This is a genomic window from Winslowiella toletana, assembly GCF_017875465.1.
GTDB classification, from domain to species: Bacteria; Pseudomonadota; Gammaproteobacteria; order Enterobacterales; family Enterobacteriaceae; genus Erwinia; species Erwinia toletana.
Genome location: NZ_JAGGMQ010000001.1, coordinates 1902956 through 1922679, shown reverse-complemented (window position 1 = coordinate 1922679; position 19724 = coordinate 1902956). Strand labels below are relative to the sequence as shown.

20 protein-coding genes, 3 tRNA genes and 4 rRNA genes are annotated in these 19724 nt (G+C 53.1%); 21 read left to right on the top strand and 6 right to left on the bottom strand.

The window, feature by feature from the left end; all coding sequences use genetic code 11:
- The first annotated feature begins 124 nt into the window (after nt 1-124).
- The 8 genes from rpsM (at nt 125) to J2125_RS08910 (ending at nt 4280) form a co-directional block, all read left to right on the top strand.
- Nucleotides 125-481: a 30S ribosomal protein S13 gene (gene rpsM, locus J2125_RS08945; RefSeq protein ID WP_017799037.1), complete on the top strand. Its 357-nt coding sequence runs from the start codon at nt 125-127 to the stop codon at nt 479-481.
- A gap of 16 nt (nt 482-497) precedes the next feature.
- Nucleotides 498-887 carry a 30S ribosomal protein S11 gene (gene rpsK / locus J2125_RS08940; protein WP_004160563.1) on the top strand — a complete coding sequence of 130 codons (390 nt, stop codon included), beginning with the start codon at nt 498-500 and terminating at the stop codon, nt 885-887.
- A 31-nt stretch (nt 888-918) separates the two neighbouring features.
- Complete coding sequence (gene rpsD, locus J2125_RS08935) at nt 919-1539, top strand: 30S ribosomal protein S4 (protein WP_017799036.1); 621 nt, start codon at nt 919-921, stop codon at nt 1537-1539.
- A gap of 25 nt (nt 1540-1564) precedes the next feature.
- The gene (locus J2125_RS08930; protein ID WP_017799035.1) at nt 1565-2554 is read left to right on the top strand and encodes a DNA-directed RNA polymerase subunit alpha; all 990 of its coding nucleotides are present in this window, start codon (nt 1565-1567) and stop codon (nt 2552-2554) included.
- A 40-nt stretch (nt 2555-2594) separates the two neighbouring features.
- A complete protein-coding gene (gene rplQ / locus J2125_RS08925; protein ID WP_017799034.1) occupies nt 2595-2978 on the top strand; it encodes a 50S ribosomal protein L17 in 384 nt (127 codons plus the stop codon).
- Nucleotides 2979-3096: 118 nt separating this feature from the next.
- Nucleotides 3097-3468, top strand: coding sequence for a DnaJ family domain-containing protein (locus tag J2125_RS08920; RefSeq protein ID WP_017799033.1), 372 nt, complete (start codon nt 3097-3099; stop codon nt 3466-3468).
- Nucleotides 3468-3899 (top strand): Zn(2+)-responsive transcriptional regulator, encoded by a 432-nt coding sequence (gene zntR, locus J2125_RS08915; RefSeq protein ID WP_017799032.1) that lies wholly within the window; start codon nt 3468-3470, stop codon nt 3897-3899. Before J2125_RS08920 ends, zntR begins: the two co-directional genes overlap by 1 nt.
- A gap of 54 nt (nt 3900-3953) precedes the next feature.
- Complete coding sequence (locus tag J2125_RS08910; protein ID WP_209499484.1) at nt 3954-4280, top strand: alternative ribosome-rescue factor A; 327 nt, start codon at nt 3954-3956, stop codon at nt 4278-4280.
- Here the strand turns inward: J2125_RS08910 and mscL are convergent.
- From mscL to def, 5 genes are all read right to left on the bottom strand, one after another.
- Nucleotides 4234-4638, bottom strand: coding sequence for a large-conductance mechanosensitive channel protein MscL (gene mscL / locus J2125_RS08905; protein ID WP_017803685.1), 405 nt, complete (start codon nt 4636-4638; stop codon nt 4234-4236). The genes J2125_RS08910 and mscL overlap by 47 nt on opposite strands.
- Before the next feature lie 156 nt (nt 4639-4794).
- On the bottom strand, nt 4795-6171 hold the full coding sequence (trkA, locus tag J2125_RS08900) for a Trk system potassium transporter TrkA (RefSeq protein ID WP_017803686.1): 1377 nt from the start codon (nt 6169-6171) through the stop codon (nt 4795-4797).
- Between the two features lie 43 nt (nt 6172-6214).
- Nucleotides 6215-7504 carry a 16S rRNA (cytosine(967)-C(5))-methyltransferase RsmB gene (gene rsmB / locus J2125_RS08895; protein ID WP_017803687.1) on the bottom strand — a complete coding sequence of 430 codons (1290 nt, stop codon included), beginning with the start codon at nt 7502-7504 and terminating at the stop codon, nt 6215-6217.
- A gap of 50 nt (nt 7505-7554) precedes the next feature.
- Nucleotides 7555-8502 carry a methionyl-tRNA formyltransferase gene (gene fmt / locus J2125_RS08890; RefSeq protein ID WP_017803688.1) on the bottom strand — a complete coding sequence of 316 codons (948 nt, stop codon included), beginning with the start codon at nt 8500-8502 and terminating at the stop codon, nt 7555-7557.
- A gap of 25 nt (nt 8503-8527) precedes the next feature.
- The gene (def, locus tag J2125_RS08885; protein ID WP_017803689.1) at nt 8528-9037 is read right to left on the bottom strand and encodes a peptide deformylase; all 510 of its coding nucleotides are present in this window, start codon (nt 9035-9037) and stop codon (nt 8528-8530) included.
- 129 nt (nt 9038-9166) lie between these two features.
- Here def and dprA point away from each other — a divergent pair, with 129 nt between their 5' ends.
- From dprA to J2125_RS08855, 6 genes are read left to right on the top strand one after another with little or no spacing between them, the layout of a single operon-like run.
- A complete protein-coding gene (gene dprA, locus J2125_RS08880; protein WP_017803690.1) occupies nt 9167-10291 on the top strand; it encodes a DNA-protecting protein DprA in 1125 nt (374 codons plus the stop codon).
- A complete protein-coding gene (gene smg, locus J2125_RS08875; RefSeq protein ID WP_026112067.1) occupies nt 10263-10736 on the top strand; it encodes a DUF494 family protein Smg in 474 nt (157 codons plus the stop codon). The genes dprA and smg overlap by 29 nt, the downstream gene beginning before the upstream one ends.
- 25 nt (nt 10737-10761) lie before the next feature.
- On the top strand, nt 10762-11319 hold the full coding sequence (locus tag J2125_RS08870; RefSeq protein ID WP_017803692.1) for a DNA topoisomerase family protein: 558 nt from the start codon (nt 10762-10764) through the stop codon (nt 11317-11319).
- A complete protein-coding gene (tsaC, locus tag J2125_RS08865) occupies nt 11309-11881 on the top strand; it encodes an L-threonylcarbamoyladenylate synthase type 1 TsaC (RefSeq protein ID WP_017803693.1) in 573 nt (190 codons plus the stop codon). Before J2125_RS08870 ends, tsaC begins: the two co-directional genes overlap by 11 nt.
- 19 nt (nt 11882-11900) lie before the next feature.
- Nucleotides 11901-12719, top strand: a complete 819-nt coding sequence (aroE, locus tag J2125_RS08860; RefSeq protein ID WP_017803694.1) for a shikimate dehydrogenase — start codon at nt 11901-11903, stop codon at nt 12717-12719.
- The gene (locus J2125_RS08855) at nt 12716-12967 is read left to right on the top strand and encodes a DUF1488 family protein (protein WP_017803695.1); all 252 of its coding nucleotides are present in this window, start codon (nt 12716-12718) and stop codon (nt 12965-12967) included. Before aroE ends, J2125_RS08855 begins: the two co-directional genes overlap by 4 nt.
- On the opposite strand, the gene J2125_RS08850 is transcribed toward J2125_RS08855, so the two are convergent.
- A complete protein-coding gene (locus J2125_RS08850; protein WP_017803696.1) occupies nt 12943-13497 on the bottom strand; it encodes a gamma carbonic anhydrase family protein in 555 nt (184 codons plus the stop codon). The genes J2125_RS08855 and J2125_RS08850 overlap by 25 nt on opposite strands.
- A 518-nt stretch (nt 13498-14015) precedes the next feature.
- On the opposite strand from J2125_RS08850, the gene J2125_RS08845 reads away from it, so the two are divergent.
- From J2125_RS08845 to rrf (J2125_RS08815), 7 genes are all read left to right on the top strand, one after another.
- Nucleotides 14016-15558, top strand: a 16S ribosomal RNA gene (locus J2125_RS08845).
- A 73-nt stretch (nt 15559-15631) separates the two neighbouring features.
- A tRNA-Ile gene (locus J2125_RS08840) sits at nt 15632-15708 on the top strand.
- Between the two features lie 150 nt (nt 15709-15858).
- Nucleotides 15859-15934, top strand: a tRNA-Ala gene (locus J2125_RS08835).
- A 199-nt stretch (nt 15935-16133) separates the two neighbouring features.
- Nucleotides 16134-19041: ribosomal RNA gene (locus tag J2125_RS08830) — 23S ribosomal RNA — on the top strand.
- A 208-nt stretch (nt 19042-19249) separates the two neighbouring features.
- Nucleotides 19250-19365, top strand: a 5S ribosomal RNA gene (rrf, locus tag J2125_RS08825).
- 41 nt (nt 19366-19406) lie between these two features.
- Nucleotides 19407-19482 (top strand) — tRNA-Thr (locus J2125_RS08820).
- Between the two features lie 35 nt (nt 19483-19517).
- A 5S ribosomal RNA gene (gene rrf / locus J2125_RS08815) occupies nt 19518-19633 on the top strand.
- The 16S, 23S and 5S rRNA genes sit together here with 3 tRNA genes alongside, the layout of an rRNA operon.
- Nucleotides 19634-19724 lie beyond the last annotated feature (91 nt).

Genomic DNA, 19724 nt, shown 5'->3' with positions numbered 1-19724 from the left:
CAAAGTCGGGTTGAGCTGGCTAGATTAGCCAGCCAATCTTTTGTATGTCTATGCGCTGCCATTTGAGTATCCTGAAAACGGGCTTTTCGGCATGGGGCGCATATTTAAATAGTAGGAGTGCATAGTGGCCCGTATAGCAGGCATTAACATTCCTGATCAAAAACACACCGTGATTGCATTAACTTCAATCTTCGGTATCGGCAAGACTCGCTCCCAGGCCATTTGCGCCTCTGCGGGTATCGCTGAAAATGTTAAGATCAGTGAGCTGTCTGAAGAACAAATTGACACGCTGCGTGATGAAGTTGCTAAGTTCGTCGTTGAAGGCGATCTGCGTCGTGAAGTCACCCTGAGCATCAAGCGTCTGATGGACCTTGGTTGCTATCGTGGTTTGCGTCATCGTCGTGGTCTTCCGGTTCGCGGTCAGCGTACCAAGACTAACGCACGTACCCGTAAGGGTCCGCGTAAACCGATCAAGAAATAATCGGGGTGATTGAATAATGGCAAAGGCACCAGTTCGTGCACGTAAGCGTGTAAGAAAACAAGTCTCTGATGGCGTGGCTCATGTCCATGCATCTTTTAACAACACCATCGTGACTATTACCGATCGTCAGGGTAACGCGCTGGGTTGGGCAACGGCCGGTGGTTCCGGTTTCCGTGGTTCTCGTAAATCTACGCCGTTCGCTGCGCAGGTCGCTGCAGAACGTTGCGCAGAAGCCGTGAAAGATTACGGTATTAAGAACCTGGAAGTTATGGTTAAGGGTCCGGGTCCAGGCCGCGAATCTACGATTCGTGCTCTGAACGCTGCTGGTTTCCGCATCACTAATATTACTGATGTGACTCCGATCCCTCACAACGGTTGTCGTCCGCCGAAAAAACGTCGCGTATAACGCTCGTTTTTAGGAATGTTGGAGAAAGAAAATGGCAAGATATTTGGGTCCTAAGCTCAAGCTGAGCCGTCGCGAGGGTACAGACCTGTTCCTTAAGTCTGGCGTTCGCGCGATTGATACCAAGTGTAAGATTGAACAAGCTCCTGGCCAGCACGGTGCGCGTAAACCGCGTCTGTCTGACTATGGTGTGCAGTTGCGTGAAAAGCAGAAAGTTCGCCGTATGTATGGTGTTCTGGAGCGTCAGTTCCGTAACTATTACAAAGAAGCCGCTCGTCTGAAAGGCAACACAGGTGAAAACCTGCTGGCCCTGCTGGAAGGTCGTCTGGATAACGTTGTTTATCGTATGGGCTTTGGCGCTACACGTGCAGAATCACGTCAGTTAGTTAGCCATAAATCTGTACTGGTAAACGGACGCGTTGTTAGCATCGCTTCTTATCAGGTAACTCCGAATGACGTTGTTAGCATCCGTGAGAAAGCCAAAAAGCAATCTCGCGTGAAAGCTGCTCTGGAGCTGGCTGAACAGCGTGAAAAGCCAACCTGGCTGGAAGTTGATGCAACTAAGATGGAAGGTGTGTTCAAGCGTATTCCTGAACGTACTGATCTGTCCGCGGACATTAACGAACACCTGATCGTCGAGCTTTACTCCAAGTAAAGCTTAGTACCAAAGAGAGGACACAATGCAGGGTTCTGTGACAGAGTTTCTAAAACCGCGCCTGGTAGATATCGAGCAAGTCAGTTCGACGCATGCCAAGGTGACCCTTGAGCCTTTAGAGCGTGGCTTTGGCCATACTCTTGGTAACGCACTGCGCCGTATTCTGCTTTCATCCATGCCGGGTTGCGCGGTGACCGAGGTTGAAATTGATGGTGTACTGCATGAGTACAGCACCAAAGAAGGTGTACAGGAAGATATCCTGGAAATCCTTCTCAACCTGAAAGGCCTTGCGGTAAGAGTTCAGGGCAAAGATGAAGTTATTCTTACCTTGAATAAATCTGGCATTGGCCCTGTGACTGCAGCCGATATCACCCATGATGGTGATGTCGAAATCGTCAAGCCGCAGCACGTGATCTGCCACCTGACCGATGAGAACGCAGCAATTAATATGCGTATCAAAGTTCAGCGCGGTCGTGGTTATGTGCCGGCGTCTGCCCGAATTCATTCGGAAGAAGATGAGCGCCCGATTGGTCGTCTGTTAGTCGACGCCTGCTACAGCCCTGTAGACCGTATAGCCTACAATGTTGAAGCAGCGCGCGTAGAACAGCGTACCGACCTGGACAAGCTGGTCATCGAAATGGAAACCAACGGCACTATTGATCCTGAAGAAGCGATCCGCCGTGCGGCAACCATCCTGGCAGAACAACTTGAAGCTTTCGTTGACTTACGTGATGTACGTCAGCCGGAAGTTAAAGAAGAGAAACCAGAATTCGATCCGATCTTGCTGCGCCCTGTTGACGATCTGGAATTGACTGTCCGCTCTGCTAACTGCCTTAAGGCAGAAGCTATCCACTACATCGGTGATCTGGTACAGCGTACCGAGGTTGAGCTGCTTAAAACGCCTAACCTTGGTAAGAAATCTCTTACCGAGATTAAAGATGTGCTGGCGTCACGTGGTCTGTCACTGGGCATGCGCCTGGAAAACTGGCCACCAGCTAGCATTGCTGATGAATAAACCGATCACAGGTTAAGGTTTCACTGAGAAGGATAAGGTCATGCGCCATCGTAAGAGTGGTCGTCAACTGAACCGCAACAGCAGCCATCGTCAGGCTATGTTCCGCAACATGGCTGGCTCTTTGGTTCGTCATGAGATCATCAAGACGACCCTGCCGAAAGCAAAAGAGTTGCGTCGTGTAGTTGAGCCGCTGATTACTCTTGCCAAGACCGACAGCGTAGCTAATCGTCGTCTGGCATTCGCCCGTACTCGTGATAACGAGATCGTGGCAAAACTGTTTAACGAGCTGGGCCCGCGTTTTGCGAGCCGTGCCGGTGGTTACACTCGCATTCTGAAGTGTGGCTTCCGCGCTGGTGACAACGCTCCGATGGCTTACATCGAGTTGGTTGATCGTCCAGAGCTGACAGAAGCTGTTGCAGAGTAATCTGTAGCAACGTAAAAAAACCGGGCTTGCCCGGTTTTTTTATATCCAAAATTCCTCGCCCCTCCCCGCTGACATGTGGTTAAACTATCCATAGTTCATTTCCGTACAGGAGAAGATGATGTGGTTTATTGACCAACTCGTTGAACAACATATTCGTGAAGCACAAGCCAGTGGTGAGCTGGATAATCTGCCCGGTCAGGGGAAGCCTCTTATTCTCGATGACGACAGCCATGTTGCGCCGGAACTGCGCGCGGCATATCGGCTGTTGAAGAATTCCGGCTATCTGCCGCCCGAGCTGGAGATGAAACGCGAAGCGATCGAACTGGATAGCCTGCTGCGATCGCTGGACCCCGCCGATGATCGCTATCAGCCGCAGCTTAAACGTCTGCGGCTGCTGGAAATAAAACTGACGCAGGCCGGTCTGAGCACCGCTTTTCTTAACGGTGAATACCGCCATCACGTTAAGCAACGTCTTGCAGGAGACAAATGATGTTTCGTATTGGACAGCTGGCAAAACTGGCGGATGTGACGCCTGATACTATTCGCTATTACGAAAAGCAGCAGATGATGGACCATAAGGTGCGCACCGAAGGCGGCTTTCGCCTGTACAGTGGGCAGGATTTGCAGCGGCTTAAATTTATTCGTTACGGTCGTCAGCTTGGGTTTACCCTTGAATCGATCCGCGAACTGCTGTCGATCCGTGTCGATCCTGAGCATCACAGCTGCCATGAATCTAAAACCATCGTGCAGAACCGGCTGAATGAAGTGGAGGGGATGATTGCCGAGTTGCAACATATGCAGCGTTCACTACAGCGGCTGAATGATGCCTGTTGTGGCACCGACCAGCATAGCAGCGTCTGCTGCTCGATTCTGGAAGCCCTGGAACAAGGCGCGACAGCCGTTAATGCGCAAGCTAATTGAAAATTGCGCCAAACGGGTCTATATTTTGCGCGTTAATCACAAAGGAGCAGCACCATGACCGCTTATCAGCATAAAAAAGGCCAGATACAGCACAACGCCATTGAGGCGTTACTGCACGACCCACTGTTTAAACCGCGTATTGAAGTGAATCAGAAAGGCAAAGGCAGCTATCGGCGTAAAGACAAACACGCAAGGAAAGGTAACTGGGAGGCCAGTGGTAAGCATCAGCAACTGATATTTACCACTGGCCTTCTGGTTTGGGCGGCGAGAACGCCGCCCCTACAGAAAATCGCAATCTTTTGTAGGGGCGGCGTTTTCGCCGCCCGTAATGCGGTTAAGGACGGTTGTTTTGTTCTTTCAGCAGGTCACGAATTTCAGTAAGCAGAACTTCCTGCGCCGGGGTTTTTGCCGGAGCCGCTTCTTTTTTCTTGTGCAGTTTGTTCATCAGTTTAATTGCCAGGAAAATGGCAAAGGCGACAATAACAAAATCGAACACCGTCTGAAGAAAGACGCCGTACTGCATAATCACTGCGGGAGTTTCACCTTCTGCCGGTTTCAGCACCCAGGCGAACTGTTTGAAATCCACTCCGCCAATCAGTAACCCCAGCGGCGGCATAATAATATTTGCCACCAACGCTGAAACGATCTTACCGAACGCTGCACCGATAATTACACCAACTGCAAGGTCGACAACATTGCCGCGCATTGCAAAGTCGCGAAACTCTTTGAATAAACTCATTCTTCTCTCCTTTCCTGTGCCAATGGCTAAAGTCTAACAAACGATTGGCCTTTTGCCATCGCTGCGCAGGAATAACTGGCAAATACCTGTAGGGGAGCGGTTTTCGGCTCCCGTACTAATCATTAGCAGGGGCGGCGAGAACGCCGCCCCTACAGGTTAAAGAAAGAACGGGCTGGGCTGGAACAGGCGTTCAACATCCGGCACAAACTTCTTATCTGTCAGGAACATAATAACATGGTCGCCCTGTTCAATACGCAAATTGTCGTTAGCAATCATCACATCATCCCCACGCACCACTGCACCAATAATGGTGCCTGGCGGCAGTTTAATATCATCAATTAAACGGCCAACCACACGCGAAGTGGTTTCATCGCCATGAGCGATCGCTTCAATGGCTTCGGCGATACCACGGCGCAGTGACGATACACTGACGATATCCGCTTTGCGCACATGACCAAGCAGGGCGGAGATGGTCGCCTGTTGCGGTGAGATAGCGATATCAATCACGCTGCCCTGCACCAGGTCGACATAGGCTTTACGCTGGATCAGCACCATCACCTTCTTCGCCCCCATCTTCTTCGCCAGCATCGCGGACATGATGTTAGCTTCATCGTCATTGGTGACGGCAATAAACAGATCGACCTGATCGATATGTTCTTCCGCCAGCAGCTCCTGATCGGAAGCATCGCCGTAAAACACGATAGTGTCCTGCAGATGTTCGGCCAGTTCGGCGGCGCGCTGCTGATTACGCTCAATCAGCTTCACGCTATAATTTTTTTCCAGCTTCTGCGCCAGACCAAAACCGATATTGCCGCCGCCGACCAGCATAATGCGCTTATAGGGTTTTTCAAGACGCTGCAATTCACTCATTACCGCGCGAATATGCTGGCTGGCGGCAATAAAGAACACCTCATCACCAGCTTCTACAATGGTTGAACCCTGCGGGCGAATCGGGCGATCCTGACGGAAAATCGCCGCCACGCGGGTATCAATATGCGGCATATGCTCGCGCATAATTGACAGCGCATTACCGACCAGCGGGCCGCCGTAATAGGCTTTTACCACCGCGAGGCTGACTTTCCCTTCGGCAAAATTCACCACCTGCAGGGCGCCCGGGTATTCAATCAGGCGATAGAGATTGTCGATAACCAGCTGTTCAGGGGAGATCAGATGGTCAATCGGCACCGCTTCGGGCATAAACAGCTTGTCGGCGTCACGGATATAGTCGGGCGCACGGATACGCGCAATACGGTTTGGCGTATTGAACAGCGAATAGGCCACCTGGCAGGCGACCATATTGGTTTCATCCGAGTTAGTCACCGCGACCAGCATATCCGCGTCTTCTGCCCCGGCCTCGCGCAGCACACGTGGATGTGAACCGTGCCCCTGCACGACCCGCAGGTCAAATTTGTCCTGTAGCTGGCGCAAACGAACGCCATCAGTATCGACCACGGTAATATCGTTGTTTTCACCAACGAGGTTCTCTGCCAGCGTTCCGCCAACCTGTCCGGCGCCAAGAATGATTATTTTCATCGTCTTTCCTGCTTATCCCGTGATTGATTGCCTGACCGGATAATCAATTTTTTATCAGCTTAGCGTAAAAGAAACCATCCCCACCTTGTGGGTGCGGGAATACTTGCAGACCAGGCTGTCCGTCGTCAGCAATCGGCTGCAGTTTCGCATCGGCATGGCGAGCGAGAAACGCGCTGACCTGCTGATGGTTCTCTTCCGGCAGAATCGAACAAGTGGCGTACAGCAGGGTGCCGCCTGATTTCAGCTGTGGCCAGATGGCATCGAGAATTTCCTGCTGCAAAGCGGCGAGTTCAGCGATATCGCGGTCGCGGCGCAGCCACTTAATATCCGGGTGGCGGCGGATAACACCGGTAGCGGAGCACGGGGCATCCAGCAGGATGCGATCAAACTGCATCCCTTCGCACCACTGCTGCGGATAACGGCCATCGCCGGCTTTCACCGTGGCGGTCATCCCCAGGCGCGCCAGGTTTTCGTTTACTCGCGTCAGTCGCTGTTCATCGATATCGACAGCCATGACTTTGGCCTGTGGCGCGGCTTCGAGAATATGGGTGGTTTTGCCGCCAGGTGCGGCGCACAGGTCGAGGATCGACTCGCCATTCTGCGGATCAAGCAGCGCGATACAGCCCTGGGCGGAGGCATCCTGCACCGTTACCCAGCCCTGGTCGAAACCGGGTAGCTGATTAACAGCGCAGGGCGCATCAAGGCGCAGCGCGTCCTGATGTTCTGGATGCGCTTCGGCTTCCTTACCCGAGGCCTGTAGCAGCGCCAGCCAGGCATCACGGCTGTGATGCTGACGGTTAACGCGCAGCCACATCGGCGGACGCTGGTTATTGGCCTCAACAATCTGCTGCCAGTTCTCTGGCCATGCGCGTTGCAGGCGTTCCAGCAGCCACTTCGGATGCAGATATTTATGCGGACCGTCGTTCATTTCCAGCATCAGCGCTTCCTGCTGACGCTGGAACTGGCGCAATACGCCGTTGATCAAACCTTTCAGCGCCTGACGCTTTAGCACCACCGCGCCTTCAACGGTTTCCGCCAGTGCGGCATGGGCCGGAATGCGGGTATACATCAGCTGATACAGGCCGACCATAATCAGAAAGTGGATAGTGCGCTGTTTGCCGGTCATCGGACGCGACATCAGTTTATTAATAATCCACTGTAACTGCGGCAGGGTGCGCAGCACGCCGAAACAGAGTTCCTGCAGCAAAGCGCTGTCTTTTTCTGGCAGTGATTTCTGTGCTGCCGGCAGGACATGACTTAATGATTGTCCCTGCTCGACAACGCGCTCAATAGCTTGTGCCGCAAGGCTGCGGAGGTTGGTCTGTTTTTTCATTGTTTGAGTCATCAATAAACAAAAGCCCGACCAGAGGCCGGGCTGAAGAATCAGGCAAGGATATTGCCCTGTGTGAACCATTCACGGCGGGAGTTCAGGATATCCTGCGCTTTCATCGCTTTTTTGCCAGCGGGCTGCAATTCGGTAATATTCAGTACGCCGTCAGCGGTGGCGATCTGAATACCATTTTTGTCAGCATGCAGAATCTCCCCAGGCTGGCTGTTCGCCTGATGCGGCAGCACTTGCGCCTGCCACACTTTAACCGGCTGATCCTCAATCAGGAACCAGCTCACTGGCCATGGATTAAAAGCGCGGATACAGCGTTCCAGCTGGGCGGCGGAGAGTGACCAGTCGAGCTTAGCCTCTTCTTTGCTCAGCTTCTCAGCATAATTCGCCGCGGTTTCATCCTGAATTTGCGGCTGTGCGCTGCCATTGGCCAGTTGTTCAATAGTGGCGAGCATACCGGCCGGACCCAGCTGAGCCAGTTTTTGATAGAGCGTGGCGCTGGTATCACTGGCTTCAATCGGACAGGAGAGCTTATACAGCATATCGCCGGTATCGAGGCCAACATCCATCTGCATAATAGTGACGCCGGTTTCGCTGTCGCCTGCCCACAGTGAACGCTGAATCGGCGCTGCACCACGCCAGCGTGGCAGCAGAGAGCCGTGCACATTGATACAACCGAGTCGTGGCATATCCAGCACTGCTTTGGGCAGAATCAACCCGTAGGCGACAACCACCATCAGGTCGGCTTGCAGATCGGCAACCAGTTGTTGATTCTCTTCCGGACGCAGTGATTTTGGCTGAAACACCGGAATATCATGCTCCAGCGCCAGCGCTTTTACCGGGCCGGGTGTCAGCTTATTACCGCGACCCGCCGGACGATCCGGCTGGGTAAAGACAGCAACAACCTGATGTTCTGAGGTTAACAGCGCAGCGAGATGCTGCGCGGCAAAGTCAGGGGTTCCGGCGAATATGATTTTTAACGAATCGGACACAGTATTCCCTTCGCAAACAGAGCTATCAGTCACGCGCGGTAAGGCGCGCCAGTTTTTCCAGTTTCTGGCGGATACGCTGACGTTTCAGCGGCGAGAGATAGTCGATAAACAGTTTACCGACCAGGTGATCCATTTCATGCTGAATACAGATCGCCAGCAGACCATCAGCTTGCAGCTCGAAGCTGTTGCCATCACGATCCAGCGCGCGCACTTTGACAAATTCGGCACGCGGCACCAGCGCACGCTGTTCCGGAATCGACAGGCAGCCTTCTTCAATACCGGTTTCACCACTTTTTTCCAGCATTTCCGGGTTAATCAGCACTAAACGCTGGTCGCGCTCTTCTGACACATCGATCACGATGATGCGCTGATGGATATCAACCTGGGTCGCCGCCAGACCGATGCCTTCTTCGGCATACATGGTGTCAAACATATCATCCACGATGCGCTGGATATTGGCATTTACTTCTTTAACGGGCTTAGCGACGATGCGAAGGCGATCGTCCGGATAATGTAATACCTGCAAAACTGACATATCGTTCCAGATCTGTGTTCAAGGGATAAAAGAATTATTCCTCTTATTGTAGACATTTCAGGCGCTGATTGACAGCATTCCTGCTGATGAGCAGCGTACTGTCACGCTGACGTTTACAAGGAAAGTAACGTGACCTCAACCGAGATCTGGCTTCGGCTCTCTGGCGTATGCGGACTGCGTGGCGAGCGGCTGTTACAGGCCGCCAGCACGCTGATTTTAAATCAAAGTCTTTCAGCCGGGGCGCTGCTGGCCGCCGGACTGGATGCGGAGCAGGCGGCGCAATTTATGCGCTTTAATCCACGCGAGCTGGAGCAGACGCTGTACTGGCTGGAACAGCCGCAGCACCATCTGTTAACCCCTGTCCACCCACTGTACCCGCCACAGCTGAAAAATATCGCCCGGCCACCGACCTTATTGTTTGTCGCTGGTAATCCTGCCTTATTGTCATCGACGCAGCTGGCGGTGGTTGGCAGCCGCCGTTGCAGTCACTATGGCCGCGAGTGGGGAAGCTGGTTTACCCAGGCGCTGGCATTGAGCGGCCTGACGATTACCAGCGGGCTGGCCTCAGGGATCGATGGCGTGGCGCATCGCGCGGCGCTGGAGGTGCAGGGCAAAACTATCGCGGTGTTAGGTAGCGGCCTGTCGCAGCTCTATCCGCGGCAGCATATCGCTCTCGCCAGCGAGATTATCGCTGCGGGCGGTGCGCTGGTGTCGGAGTTTCTGCTATCTGCGGCGCCACTGGCGCTGCATTTCCCACGCCGTAACCGCATTATCAGCGGGCTGAGTTGTGGTGTACTGGTGGTAGAAGCCTCATTACGTAGCGGTTCGCTGGTGACCGCACGTTATGCGCTGGAACAAAACCGCGATGTCTATGCGCTGCCGGGCGCGCTGGGAAACAGCGGCAGCGAGGGAGGGCACTGGCTGATCCAGCAAGGGGCATTATTAGTGGCGCATCCCAACAATATTATCGAACAAATCACCAGTGACTTTAACTGGCTGCCTTTTTTAGCACCGGAGCCAATATATTCTTCAGACAATGCTGATGTTTCATTGCCATTTGCTGATGTGTTGGCTAACGTAGGAGATGAGGTTACACCTGTTGACGTCGTCGCTGCACGTGCCGGCCAACCTGTGCCAGCCATCGTAGCTAAGCTGCTTGAGCTGGAGTTAGCAGGGTGGATCGCAGCTGTACCCGGCGGCTATGTCCGATTGAGGAGGGCATGCCATGTTCGACGTATTAATGTACTTATTTGAAACCTATATCCACAACGAAGCAGAAATGCGCGTTGACCAGGATAGATTGACTGATGATTTAACCGATGCAGGGTTTCATCGTGAAGATATTTATAATGCGTTGAACTGGTTGGAAAAGCTGGCTGATTATCAGGACGGATTAACCGCACCGATCCAGCTGGCAAGCGATCCGTTGTCAATGCGTATCTACACCGAGGAAGAGAGTCAGCGCCTCGATGCCAATTGCCGTGGTTTCATACTGTTCCTGGAGCAGATTCAGGTACTTAATCTCGAAACCCGGGAAATGGTTATCGAACGTATTATGGCTTTGGATACCCTCGAGTTCGATCTGGAAGATCTTAAATGGGTCGTGTTGATGGTGCTGTTTAACATCCCGGGATGTGAAAACGCCTATCAGCAAATGGAAGAACTACTTTTCGAAGTCAATGAAGGAATGCTGCACTGAAGATTGCCTTCGTGTACACAACGCTATGAATAAAACAGCGCTTTTCGCTGTGCGAAAAAATGAACCCTGCCCCCAGTGTGGGGCAGAACTGGTTATTCGCTCCGGGAAACACGGTGCGTTTCTCGGCTGCTCCGATTATCCAACCTGCGATTATATTCGCCCGCTGAAAAGCCAGGCCGATGGCCATGTGGTGAAAGTGCTGGAGGGGCAAAGCTGTCCCGCATGTCAGTCTGATCTGGTATTGCGACAAGGACGCTACGGCATGTTTATCGCCTGCAGCAATTACCCGCAGTGCGAACATACTGAAGTGATTGACCGGCCGGATGAGACCACTATCGCCTGCCCGCAATGCCAGCAGGGCAAACTGGTGCAGCGTCGTTCGCGTTACGGCAAAACTTTTCACTCGTGCGATCGTTATCCTGATTGCCAGTTTGCCGTGAACTTTACCCCGGTTGAAGGTGAGTGTGAGTTTTGCCACTTTCCTCTTCTTATTGAGAAAAAAACCGCCAAAGGCTTAAAGCGTTTTTGCGCCAGCAAGGCGTGCAATAAGCCGGTTACCGCAGGAATAAGCAGTGAAGAATGATCTTTTAGCTGGCTCACTTGAGTCATGTATTAACCAACTTCAACAGCAAGCCGTGATCGCCTACCCCACCGAGGCGGTATTTGGTCTGGGTTGCGATCCGGACAGTGAGAGTGCGGTACTGAAATTACTGGCGCTGAAACAGCGCCCGGTAGAGAAGGGACTAATTCTGATTGCCGCCGATTATCAGCAGCTGCAACCCTATCTGGCGGATGAGCAACTGTCGGATAAACAACGTCAGCATATGTTTTCCAGCTGGCCGGGACCGGTGAGCTGGATCGTCCCGGCAGCGGCTGATACGCCGCGCTGGCTGACCGGACGTTTTACTTCGCTGGCGGTGCGCGTTAGCGATCACCCGGATGTGCAGCGATTATGCCGCGCGTTCGGCAAGCCGCTGGTATCAACCAGCGCTAATTTAACCGGTGCGGAGCCATGCCGCACAGTGGCTGAAATACAGGCGCAATTTGGCGCTGACTTTCCGCTGCTGGTGGGCAATACCGGCGGGCGGTTAAATCCGTCAGAGATCCGTGATGCGATGACTGGCGAGCTGATCCGCCAGGGCTAATCAGAAGTAAAGGAAGAGTATGGAAACGTTTGCCGTATTTGGTAACCCAATTGGCCACAGTAAATCGCCACGCATTCATCAGCTGTTTGCGCAGCAGACCGGTATTGAACACCCTTATGGCACAGTTTGCGCACCGCCAGATGGTTTTGCTGCGAGCCTGAAACAGTTCTTTGCCGGGGGCGCACGCGGCGCTAATGTTACGCTGCCATTTAAGCAGGAAGCTTTTGCCCTTGCCGATCAGCTGACCGAACGTGCGGCATTAGCGGGCGCGGTCAATACGCTGAAGATTGATCAACAGGGACATCTGTTAGGCGACAATACTGACGGCATCGGTTTATTAACCGATCTTCAGCGTCTCAATCTGATCAATACGGGCGACCGGATCCTGTTGATCGGCGCCGGCGGCGCGGCGCGCGGAGTGATCCTGCCTTTGCTGTCGGCGGGGTGCGCGATCACCCTGACTAATCGCACCTTAAGCCGCGCTGAGGAGCTGGTTACCCTGTTTCGCGATACCGGCGCGGTGGATGCGCTGGCTCTCAATCAGCTGGATGGCCAGCAGTTTGACCTGATTATCAATGCCACCTCCAGCGGTGTGGCGGGCGAGATCCCGGCATTACCGGCTTCGCTAATCAATGCGGATGTGCGTTGCTACGATATGTTTTACCAGTCAGGGCTGACGCCTTTCCTGAAATGGTGCCAGCAACTGGGCGCTACGCAGATGGCCGATGGTTTAGGCATGCTGGTGGGGCAAGCTGCACATGCCTTCTTGCTGTGGCATGGCATCCTGCCGGAAATTACTCCGGTGATTGCGATCCTGAAACGCGAGCTGTCGGCATGAATCAGGCGATCCAGTTCCCCGATCGCGAAGAGTGGGACAGCGATCGCCAGTCCGTCTGTTTTCCGGCGCAGGTCAATGGCATTAATCTGACCTGTGCCATCTCAGGTGCAACCCTGCAACAACGCTATGGTAGCGATATGCCCGAGATCGAACTGTTCAGAGCACATCGCTGGGATCTTGAGGAACAGGCAGAACAGCTGATCGCACAGCAACAAGAGGACGATCAGGGCTGGCTCTGGCTCTCCTGAGCTAAATAGTCATCTTTCCAGCCAACATAGTTATTCGCGGAATAGAGCAGCCCGGCAATTTCTTTCTCGCTAAGTGGTCTCGCCTGCCTGGCCGGGCTACCTATATAGAGGTAACCACTCTCAAGACGTTTGCCAGGCGCCACCAGACTGCCGGCGCCAATCATCACATCATCTTCTATAATGGCGCCGTCGAGAATAATCGACCCCATGCCAACCAGTACGCGGTTGCCAATGGTACAGCCATGCAGCATCGCTTTATGTCCCACCGTGACATCCTCGCCAATGATCAGCGGATTGCCTTCCGGGTTATACGATGACTTGTGTGTAACATGCAGCACGCTGCCATCCTGAATATTGCTACGCTTGCCAATCACGACTTTATTAACGTCACCACGAATAACCACCAGTGGCCAGATTCCAACATCATCGGCCAGCGACACGTCACCGACCACTACACTCGACGCATCTACCATGACGCGCTCACCTGACTGTGGAAATAGTTGCTTATAAGGGCGTAATACCGCGGACATAAAATCATTCTCCTGAGATGTGATGATCGAAGGGTAGTGTGCTTGTTGCTTTATTATCAACCTCAGCCGTTTATTGTGCGGCAAAAATGTGCGGATCGAACGAGATCGCAGCGAAAAGATTGAAATCTCAGCAACCAGAATAAAAGATCGAGAAAAGGCTTGTGGATTAAATCCGGATCCCTATAATGCGCAACCACTGAGACGGAACAACGGCTTACACAGCGGCGACTCAGGAGGTTCGGGAAGCGAGTTAATCGGTTCTGAACCGCCGGAGAAAAACTTCTGAAAACGGGGTTGACTCTGAGGGAGGAAAGCGTAATATACGCCACCTCGCAGCAGCAGACGAAGTCGCTGATTGCACTGCTCTTTAACAATTTATCAGACAATCTGTGTGGGCACTCGCAGGGTTGATATCGCAAACCATCCCCGGATGGAAAAAATTTGAAATATCAAGTCTCAAGAGTGACTACTATATTCATTACGAATAACAGTTTTAATTCTTTGAGCATCAAGCTTTTTAATTGAAGAGTTTGATCATGGCTCAGATTGAACGCTGGCGGCAGGCCTAACACATGCAAGTCGGGCGGTAGCACAGAGGAGCTTGCTCCTTGGGTGACGAGCGGCGGACGGGTGAGTAATGTCTGGGGATCTGCCCGATGGAGGGGGATAACTACTGGAAACGGTAGCTAATACCGCATAATCTCGCAAGAGCAAAGTGGGGGACCTTCGGGCCTCACACCATCGGATGAACCCAGATGGGATTAGCTAGTAGGTGGGGTAACGGCTCACCTAGGCGACGATCCCTAGCTGGTCTGAGAGGATGACCAGCCACACTGGAACTGAGACACGGTCCAGACTCCTACGGGAGGCAGCAGTGGGGAATATTGCACAATGGGCGCAAGCCTGATGCAGCCATGCCGCGTGTATGAAGAAGGCCTTCGGGTTGTAAAGTACTTTCAGCGGGGAGGAAGGCGATGCGGTTAATAACCGCGTCGATTGACGTTACCCGCAGAAGAAGCACCGGCTAACTCCGTGCCAGCAGCCGCGGTAATACGGAGGGTGCAAGCGTTAATCGGAATTACTGGGCGTAAAGCGCACGCAGGCGGTCTGTTAAGTCAGATGTGAAATCCCCGGGCTCAACCTGGGAACTGCATTTGAAACTGGCAGGCTAGAGTCTCGTAGAGGGGGGTAGAATTCCAGGTGTAGCGGTGAAATGCGTAGAGATCTGGAGGAATACCGGTGGCGAAGGCGGCCCCCTGGACGAAGACTGACGCTCAGGTGCGAAAGCGTGGGGAGCAAACAGGATTAGATACCCTGGTAGTCCACGCCGTAAACGATGTCGACTTGGAGGTTGTGCCCTTGAGGCGTGGCTTCCGGAGCTAACGCGTTAAGTCGACCGCCTGGGGAGTACGGCCGCAAGGTTAAAACTCAAATGAATTGACGGGGGCCCGCACAAGCGGTGGAGCATGTGGTTTAATTCGATGCAACGCGAAGAACCTTACCTGGCCTTGACATCCACGGAATTCGGCAGAGATGCCTTAGTGCCTTCGGGAGCCGTGAGACAGGTGCTGCATGGCTGTCGTCAGCTCGTGTTGTGAAATGTTGGGTTAAGTCCCGCAACGAGCGCAACCCTTATCCTTTGTTGCCAGCGCGTGATGGCGGGAACTCAAAGGAGACTGCCGGTGATAAACCGGAGGAAGGTGGGGATGACGTCAAGTCATCATGGCCCTTACGGCCAGGGCTACACACGTGCTACAATGGCGCATACAAAGAGAAGCGAACTCGCGAGAGCAAGCGGACCTCATAAAGTGCGTCGTAGTCCGGATCGGAGTCTGCAACTCGACTCCGTGAAGTCGGAATCGCTAGTAATCGTAGATCAGAATGCTACGGTGAATACGTTCCCGGGCCTTGTACACACCGCCCGTCACACCATGGGAGTGGGTTGCAAAAGAAGTAGGTAGCTTAACCTTCGGGAGGGCGCTTACCACTTTGTGATTCATGACTGGGGTGAAGTCGTAACAAGGTAACCGTAGGGGAACCTGCGGTTGGATCACCTCCTTACCTATGTGAAGATACTCCGCGCAGTGCCCACACAGATTGTCTGATGAAAGTAACGAGCAGAAAAAACCTCTACAGGCTTGTAGCTCAGGTGGTTAGAGCGCACCCCTGATAAGGGTGAGGTCGGTGGTTCAAGTCCACTCAGGCCTACCAAATTTGTATTCATGCTGCGTTATGCACTCGGTCGTTTACCAGAGTAAACTTCCCTCCTGCATGCCTTGCCTGAATCCAAATTAACATTCGTGTTCTTAAACGGATGTGACTCCTGGTGAGTGGTAGTAAAGGTCTCTGCAGTAACTGTATGGGGCTATAGCTCAGCTGGGAGAGCGCCTGCCTTGCACGCAGGAGGTCAGCGGTTCGATCCCGCTTAGCTCCACCATACCGTTACTAAAAAATACTTCAGAGCACACCGGCAACGGTATGCTGCGAAGTATTATGCTCTTTAAAAATCCGGAACAAGCTGAAAATTGAAACGATATGTCGTCTCATTTCTCCGTAATAAGAAATGAAGCACGATATATTCGAGTCTCTCAAATGCTTGCAGCTCTGAAGGGTCGAAAGACACTTCCGGGTTGTGAGGTTAAGCGACTAAGCGTACACGGTGGATGCCCTGGCAGTCAGAGGCGATGAAGGGCGTGCTAATCTGCGATAAGCGACGGTAAGCCGATATGAGGCGCTATACCCGTCGATACCCGAATGGGGAAACCCGGTGCACTGCGGTGCATCATCGTTAAGTGAATACATAGCTTAACGAGGCGAACCTGGGGAACTGAAACATCTAAGTACCCAGAGGAAAAGAAATCAACCGAGATTCCCCCAGTAGCGGCGAGCGAACGGGGAACAGCCCAGAACCTGAATCAGTTTGTGCGTCAGTGGAAGCGTCTGGAAAGTCGCAGGGTACAGGGTGATACTCCCGTACACAAAGGCACACTTGCTGTGAGTTCGATGAGTAGGGCGGGACACGTGACATCCTGTCTGAATATGGGGGGACCATCCTCCAAGGCTAAATACTCCTGACTGACCGATAGTGAACCAGTACCGTGAGGGAAAGGCGAAAAGAACCCCGGCGAGGGGAGTGAAACAGAACCTGAAACCGTGTACGTACAAGCAGTGGAAGCCCTCTTCAGGGGGGTGACTGCGTACCTTTTGTATAATGGGTCAGCGACTTATATTCTGTAGCAAGGTTAACCGTATAGGGGAGCCGCAGGGAAACCGAGTCTTAACTGGGCGTTAAGTTGCAGGGTATAGACCCGAAACCCGGTGATCTAGCCATGGGCAGGTTGAAGGTTGGGTAACACTAACTGGAGGACCGAACCGACTAATGTTGAAAAATTAGCGGATGACTTGTGGCTGGGGGTGAAAGGCCAATCAAACCGGGAGATAGCTGGTTCTCCCCGAAAGCTATTTAGGTAGCGCCTCGTGAACTCATCTCCGGGGGTAGAGCACTGTTTCGGCTAGGGGGCCATCCCGGCTTACCAACCCGATGCAAACTGCGAATACCGGAGAATGTTATCACGGGAGACACACGGCGGGTGCTAACGTCCGTCGTGAAGAGGGAAACAACCCAGACCGCCAGCTAAGGTCCCAAAGTCATGGTTAAGTGGGAAACGATGTGGGAAGGCACAGACAGCCAGGATGTTGGCTTAGAAGCAGCCATCATTTAAAGAAAGCGTAATAGCTCACTGGTCGAGTCGGCCTGCGCGGAAGATGTAACGGGGCTAAACCATGCACCGAAGCTGCGGCAGCGACGCGTATGCGTTGTTGGGTAGGGGAGCGTTCTGTAAGCCGTCGAAGGTGGACTGTGAGGTCTGCTGGAGGTATCAGAAGTGCGAATGCTGACATAAGTAACGATAAAGCGGGTGAAAAGCCCGCTCGCCGGAAGACCAAGGGTTCCTGTCCAACGTTAATCGGGGCAGGGTGAGTCGACCCCTAAGGCGAGGCTGAAAAGCGTAGTCGATGGGAAACAGGTTAATATTCCTGTACCCGGTGTTACTGCGAAGGGGGGACGGAGAAGGCTATGTTAGCCGGGCGACGGTTGTCCCGGTTTAAGCGTGTAGGCTTGCGTTCCAGGCAAATCCGGAATGCTTTAAGGCTGAGGCGTGATGACGAGCCACCACGGTGGTGAAGTAACAAATGCCCTGCTTCCAGGAAAAGCCTCTAAGCATCAGGTAACATCGAATCGTACCCCAAACCGACACAGGTGGTCAGGTAGAGAATACCAAGGCGCTTGAGAGAACTCGGGTGAAGGAACTAGGCAAAATGGTGCCGTAACTTCGGGAGAAGGCACGCTGCTGGTAGGTGAACCCCCTCGCGGGCGGAGCCGAAGGCAGTCGAAGATACCAGCTGGCTGCAACTGTTTATTAAAAACACAGCACTGTGCAAACACGAAAGTGGACGTATACGGTGTGACGCCTGCCCGGTGCCGGAAGGTTAATTGATGGGGTTATCCGCAAGGAGAAGCTCTTGATCGAAGCCCCGGTAAACGGCGGCCGTAACTATAACGGTCCTAAGGTAGCGAAATTCCTTGTCGGGTAAGTTCCGACCTGCACGAATGGCGTAATGATGGCCAGGCTGTCTCCACCCGAGACTCAGTGAAATTGAACTCGCTGTGAAGATGCAGTGTACCCGCGGCAAGACGGAAAGACCCCGTGAACCTTTACTACAGCTTGACACTGAACATTGAGCCTTGATGTGTAGGATAGGTGGGAGGCTTTGAAGCGTGGACGCCAGTCTGCGTGGAGCCAACCTTGAAATACCACCCTTTAATGTTTGATGTTCTAACCTGGCCCCGTAATCCGGGGTGGGGACAGTGTCTGGTGGGTAGTTTGACTGGGGCGGTCTCCTCCTAAAGAGTAACGGAGGAGCACGAAGGTCAGCTAATCACGGTCGGACATCGTGAGGTTAGTGCAATGGCATAAGCTGGCTTGACTGCGAGAGTGACGGCTCGAGCAGGTGCGAAAGCAGGTCATAGTGATCCGGTGGTTCTGAATGGAAGGGCCATCGCTCAACGGATAAAAGGTACTCCGGGGATAACAGGCTGATACCGCCCAAGAGTTCATATCGACGGCGGTGTTTGGCACCTCGATGTCGGCTCATCACATCCTGGGGCTGAAGTAGGTCCCAAGGGTACGGCTGTTCGCCGTTTAAAGTGGTACGCGAGCTGGGTTTAGAACGTCGTGAGACAGTTCGGTCCCTATCTGCCGTGGGCGCTGGAGAATTGAGAGGGGCTGCTCCTAGTACGAGAGGACCGGAGTGGACGCATCACTGGTGTTCGGGTTGTCATGCCAATGGCATTGCCCGGTAGCTAAATGCGGAAAAGATAAGCGCTGAAAGCATCTAAGCGCGAAACTTGCCTCGAGATGAATTCTCCCTGACTCCTTGAGAGTCCTGAAGGGACGTTGAAGACTACGACGTTGATAGGCCGGGTGTGTAAGCGCAGCGATGCGTTGAGCTAACCGGTACTAATGACCCGTGAGGCTTAACCTTACAACACCAGAAGTGTTTTGGTGAGCGTTATGAGAGACGCGACAGTATTCAGCTTGTTCACCGGAATTAAGTCCGAAGGATTTTGCGCTGTGACAAGGCGGCAACTGAGACGGCATGAAGGAGCATACAGAAGTATGTGACTGAGTGACGCGAAGGCAGCCAACGCGGTCAGAGCGTAAAAGACACAGGACAGAGCACAAAGAATTTGCCTGGCGGCTTTAGCGCGGTGGTCCCACCTGACCCCATGCCGAACTCAGAAGTGAAACGCCGTAGCGCCGATGGTAGTGTGGGGTCTCCCCATGCGAGAGTAGGGAACTGCCAGGCATCAAATTAGTAAGGGCGACATTTATGTCGCCCGAAGTTTTGCTGATATGGCTCAGTTGGTAGAGCGCACCCTTGGTAAGGGTGAGGTCCCCAGTTCGACTCTGGGTATCAGCACCAGTAATAAAGCGTGAGTTCGGTAAATCAAGAATTTGCCTGGCGGCTTTAGCGCGGTGGTCCCACCTGACCCCATGCCGAACTCAGAAGTGAAACGCCGTAGCGCCGATGGTAGTGTGGGGTCTCCCCATGCGAGAGTAGGGAACTGCCAGGCATCAATTTAACAGAAAAGCCCCATACGAAAGTATGGGGCTTTTTTGTGTCTGTCATATCTGGCAGGGCGGCTATTAATGACATCCTTAGCC